Raw genomic sequence first — 4,688 nt, 5'->3', positions numbered from 1 at the left:
TTCCCATCCCCTGGTGGCCACACGGATTTTCAGGGCCATTGAAAAAGGGGCAAAAGTGCTTGTGGCAGATCCCAGGAAAAATCAGATTGCCGATCTTGCCCATCTCTATGTCCGTCATAAACCCGGAACCGATGTGGCCCTGTTGAACGGGATAATGAAAGTTATCCTTGACAGAGGACTTGAAGACAAGAAATTTATTGCAAAAAATACAGAGGAGTTTGACGCATTTAAAAAACAGATAGATACCGTCAATATTGAAAAAACCTCACAGATTACCGGCGTATCTATAGAAGATATCAACGCCCTTGCCCAAGCATATGGCAAAGCACAAAGGGCCTCTATTGTTTACTGCATGGGTATCACCCAGCATACCACCGGGGTCGATAATGTAAAATCTCTTGCCAATTTATCCATGTTGACCGGAAATATTGGAAGAGTCGGAACCGGGGTTAATCCTCTTAGAGGTCAGAATAATGTGCAGGGTGCCTGCGACATGGGCGGTCTTCCCAATGTGTATACAGGGTATCAGCCCGTAACCCTGGGACCTGCCAACAAAAAATTTGCCCAGGCCTGGGGGGTAGATGAACTGCCCACTAACATCGGGTTGACCATTCCCGAGATAATGCAGGGCATTGAAAAAGAAGAGGTTAAAGCGCTATGGATCATGGGTGAAAACCCGGTGGTGTCGGACCCGGATGCAAATCATGTGGTAAAAGCCCTTGAAAAGGTGGAACTCCTCATTGTCCAGGATATTTTCCTCACACCCACGGCTAAGCTTGCCCATTTGGTGCTGCCCGGGGTTTCCTTTGCAGAAAAGGACGGTACCTTTGTTAATACGGAAAGACGGGTGTCGCGTGTGAGAAAGGCCATTGATCCTGTTGGCGACTCACGGCAGGATTGGCAGATTATCATGGATATTTCCAACCGTTTCGGGTTTGAAATGGCCTATGATTCTCCTGAAGCCATTTTTAAAGAAATTACAAGCCTCACCCCTTCCTATGCCGGGATCACCTATGAACGGATTGAAGGGCCGGGGCTTCAATGGCCCTGTCCGTCCCTTGAACATCCGGGAACCCCGTTCCTTCACAAGGATGGGAAGTTTACCCGGGGAAAGGGGCTTTTCCACGCCATTGAATATAAACCACCGGCAGAAGTGGTGGATGATGAATATCCGTTCTGGATGACCACAGGACGCGTCTATGCCCATTATCATACCGGTACCATGACCCGAAATTCCAAGTCTCTTGATAATGAAATTTCTGAAGGATTTCTTGAAATTCATCCTGAGGATGCCAAAGCACTTGATATCTGTGATGGCCATAAAATCCGAATGGCTTCCAGAAGAGGGGAAATTGAAACACGGATTACAATCACAGACCGGGTGGAAAAGGGCGTGGTCTTTATGCCTTTCCATTTTGAAGAGGCCAGTGTCAATAAGTTGACCAACCCGGCTTATGATCCCATTGCCAAAATTCCGGAACTCAAGGTTTGTGCTATAAAATTGGAGAAAGTTTAGACTTTTTCATCAGGTGGTTTGACAATAGGAACATGAAAAATTGAGTGCAGGAAAGAATACCAAGTTTTATCAAGCGCTTCGGTGTAAAAAAGGGGCTGACCGGACTGGTTCTCTCGACCAGACTATTGATATAGAATTGATCGGAGAAGAGCCCTTTTTAATTCGTATTGATGATAAGGACTATTCAGTCGTGATGAGAACACCTGGGGAAGAGGTGTTTCACGCAGTCGGGTTCTGCCTTGGGGAAGGGATTGTAGACTCTGTCGATGATTTTAAGACTATAGGATATGATAAAGATCTGGAGCCGAATATTATTAATATCTGGCTGACACCTGAAAGGCATGAAAAAATTCCTTATCTTCTTGAGAGGAAGGGGTTTGTCAGCCAGACCAGCTGCGGCATTTGCGGAAAGGAGATGCTTAAGGATCTCAATCAGATATTAACGCCGGCAGAAAACGGTTTTAAGGTTGAGATTAATCATGTTTTTGATTGCATCAACAAACTTTCCAAAAATCAGAAATATTATCAGAGAACCAGGGGCTCACACGCTGCACTTATATTTGACGATCAACTTTCCGTGATTGCTTTTGCCGAGGATGTCGGTCGGCATAATGCGCTTGATAAGGCAATCGGAACAGCCTTTATGGACAGGACGCTGTCTGATGCCGGCATCCTTGTTCTTTCTTCAAGAATTAGTTATGAATTGGTTCAAAAAGCTGCCAGAGCGCGTTTGCCGGTGATGATCTCTAACTCAAGACCCACCGCCCTTGCAGTTGAAATGGGGCGGTCCCTTAACATGACGCTGGCTTTTCCTATAGAGGAGTCTGAATTAATAATAGTTTGCGGTGAAAATCGCATCATGAGAGAATAAGGCGGGGCAGCAATTTATCGAAAAGTCATTGAAATAAAAAAATTAATATATTAAAGAACCAAATAAATAGTCAAATAAATAGGCAAATAAATAGGCAAATAAATAGGCAAATAAACAGGCAAATAAACAGGAGGAATAATTTGAAAATTCTCACAACAGTCAAAAAAGTAGTGGATGTGGAATTGAACATGCACGTGGAGGACGGTGCCATTGTCGAAGATGGGCTGCAATATGTTATAAACGCCTGGGATGAAAATGCAGTGGAAGCTTCAGTCCAGCTTAAGGAAAATAATGGCGCGGAAACGACCCTGGTGAGCATCGGCGGCCCGGAAAACACCGATATGATCCGCAAATGCTATGCCATGGGAATTGAAAACGCAATTCATGTTGATGATCCAACACTGACTAAAGCGGATTCGTCTGTTTTTGCCAAAGTTTTGCAAAAGGTTTATGAAAAGGGAGACTATGATCTTATCATCACTGGAAAACAAGCCCAGGATACAGATAATGGTCAAACCGGAATCATATTGGCTGAGTACCTGGGACTTCCTTGTGCCAGTAATGTGATCTCCATTGAAGTAATGGACGATCAGCATATTAAAGTTTCCCGATTAGGGGATGCCGGAACCGAAATCATTGAACTTGAATTGCCCGCCGTGGTCACGGTCAGTGATAGTATTAATGAACCTCGACTGCCCGCAATGCGCGGCATCATGATGGCTAAGAAAAAGAAAATTGATGTAATAGATCTTTCAGCACTGGGTACATCACTTGATGAAGTCGGAGGCGCTGCACTAAAATTGGAAATTGCTGAATTTATGGCATCAAAAACGCGCAAGGCCGGGCAAAAATTTGAAGGCGATGCTGCTGAAATTACAGCCAGGGTTGTCGATCTTCTGGCCAATGAAGCCAAGGTTTTATAATACTAATCACATCCATATCTGATTTTAATATAAGGAAAATAATATTATGGCTAAAGTACTCGTAGTTGCAGACATCAAACAAGGTGTACTAAAAGGCAGCACAGCCGAACTTTTATCCAAAGCCAAGGCCATTGGCGCAGAAACCGCAGTTGTGGCCATTGGATCCAATATCGAATCTCTAACCCCTGATTTGGCAAATGCAGGCTCTGATACGCAATACATTGCCGATGATGCAAGTCTTGAACTATTTTCAGCAGGGCCTTATGCATCCTGTGTCGTTGATGCTGCCAAACAATTTGGCGCTACCCTCATTTGGTTTGGATTCTCTGAAGCTGGAAAGGCTGTTGCTCCAAGGGTTGCAGCTCTATTGGATGCCGCATGCGCAACTGAAATTACCGAAGTAGAGCTTTCCGGAGATCAAGTTGAAATAATAAGACCCGCCATTGCAAATAAAGTGATGCAGCGGGTGAAAATCAATACTGAAATATTGGTGGCAGTTGTCAGAGCCGGTGCATTTGAGGCAACCCAAGGCATTACCGGAACTGAAAACGTGGTAAAGCTGTCTATTCCGGCGGCTGATTTAAAAGCCGTGATAAAAGAACTAATATCAGATGCAAGCGGTGAAGTCGATCTTGCCGATGCCGACGTCGTCATCTCAGTGGGACGGGGTGCCAAGGATCAAGCCGGTGTCGATCTTGTAAAAGAACTGGCCGGCGATCTAAAAGCGGGCTTTGGTTCTTCCCGTGCTATGGTAGATAGTGGTATCATGGCACATAATAAACAAGTGGGTCAGACGGGTAAAATAGTCGCACCGACTCTTTATATGGCAATCGGTATCTCCGGAGCCATTCAGCACCTTGCGGGAATGACCGGCTCAAAAACAATTCTGGCTGTTAATAAAGACCCGGAAGCTCCTATCTTCAACGTGGCTGACTATGGTATCGTCGGAGACCTTTTTGAGGTGGTTCCGATTCTTAGAGAAGAGATTAAAAAAATTAAAAGTTAGTTTGATGAGGTAACTATGAGTCCCCTTTTTATGTCTTTACTGCTCATTGTCGGGCTGGCCGTTTTCGGCCGCACCATGTATTATAAAATTCTGTTGCTGATGGCACTTGAGCCCACCAGCCGGACCAATCATATCAAAGAACGACTTAAGAATATGGTGATTCTGGCCATGGGTCAGAAGCGCTTGGTGGGAAGGAAAAAGGGTGGATTGGCGGGATTATGCAACGCTTTATTTTCTGGGGATTTCGGTGTTCGGTTGTTTCGCAGTCGGGGTTTATAGGGGGAGGGGTTGGTAAGGGGTTTTCAACGGCCAATTTTGGTTAATGATTCTTTAATAGGGTATCTCTTTATGGCTTTAAAAGATATAATGGAA

The 4,688-nt window shown here is 44.8% G+C and carries 5 protein-coding genes; all 5 read left to right on the top strand.

The features are described 5' to 3' along the window. The coding region (locus K8S13_RS06890; RefSeq protein WP_291461479.1) for a molybdopterin-dependent oxidoreductase at positions 1–1,516 on the top strand (1,516 nt) is incomplete at its 5' end. A gap of 40 nt (positions 1,517–1,556) precedes the next feature. Next, the gene (fdhD, locus tag K8S13_RS06885) at positions 1,557–2,387 is read left to right on the top strand and encodes a formate dehydrogenase accessory sulfurtransferase FdhD (protein WP_291461478.1); all 831 of its coding nucleotides are present in this window, start codon (positions 1,557–1,559) and stop codon (positions 2,385–2,387) included. 140 nt (positions 2,388–2,527) lie between these two features. Further along, positions 2,528–3,310 (top strand): electron transfer flavoprotein subunit beta/FixA family protein, encoded by a 783-nt coding sequence (locus K8S13_RS06880; protein WP_291461477.1) that lies wholly within the window; start codon positions 2,528–2,530, stop codon positions 3,308–3,310. Between the two features lie 46 nt (positions 3,311–3,356). Next, positions 3,357–4,316: an electron transfer flavoprotein subunit alpha/FixB family protein gene (locus K8S13_RS06875; RefSeq protein ID WP_291461475.1), complete on the top strand. Its 960-nt coding sequence runs from the start codon at positions 3,357–3,359 to the stop codon at positions 4,314–4,316. A gap of 15 nt (positions 4,317–4,331) precedes the next feature. Continuing rightward, positions 4,332–4,595: a hypothetical protein gene (locus K8S13_RS06870; RefSeq protein ID WP_291461473.1), complete on the top strand. Its 264-nt coding sequence runs from the start codon at positions 4,332–4,334 to the stop codon at positions 4,593–4,595. The last annotated feature ends 93 nt before the right edge of the window (positions 4,596–4,688 follow it).

Source organism: Desulfobacula sp., from assembly GCF_021107415.1.
The sequence above is the reverse complement of the archived record's forward strand: the minus strand, read 5'-3'. Positions and strand labels throughout refer to the sequence as shown.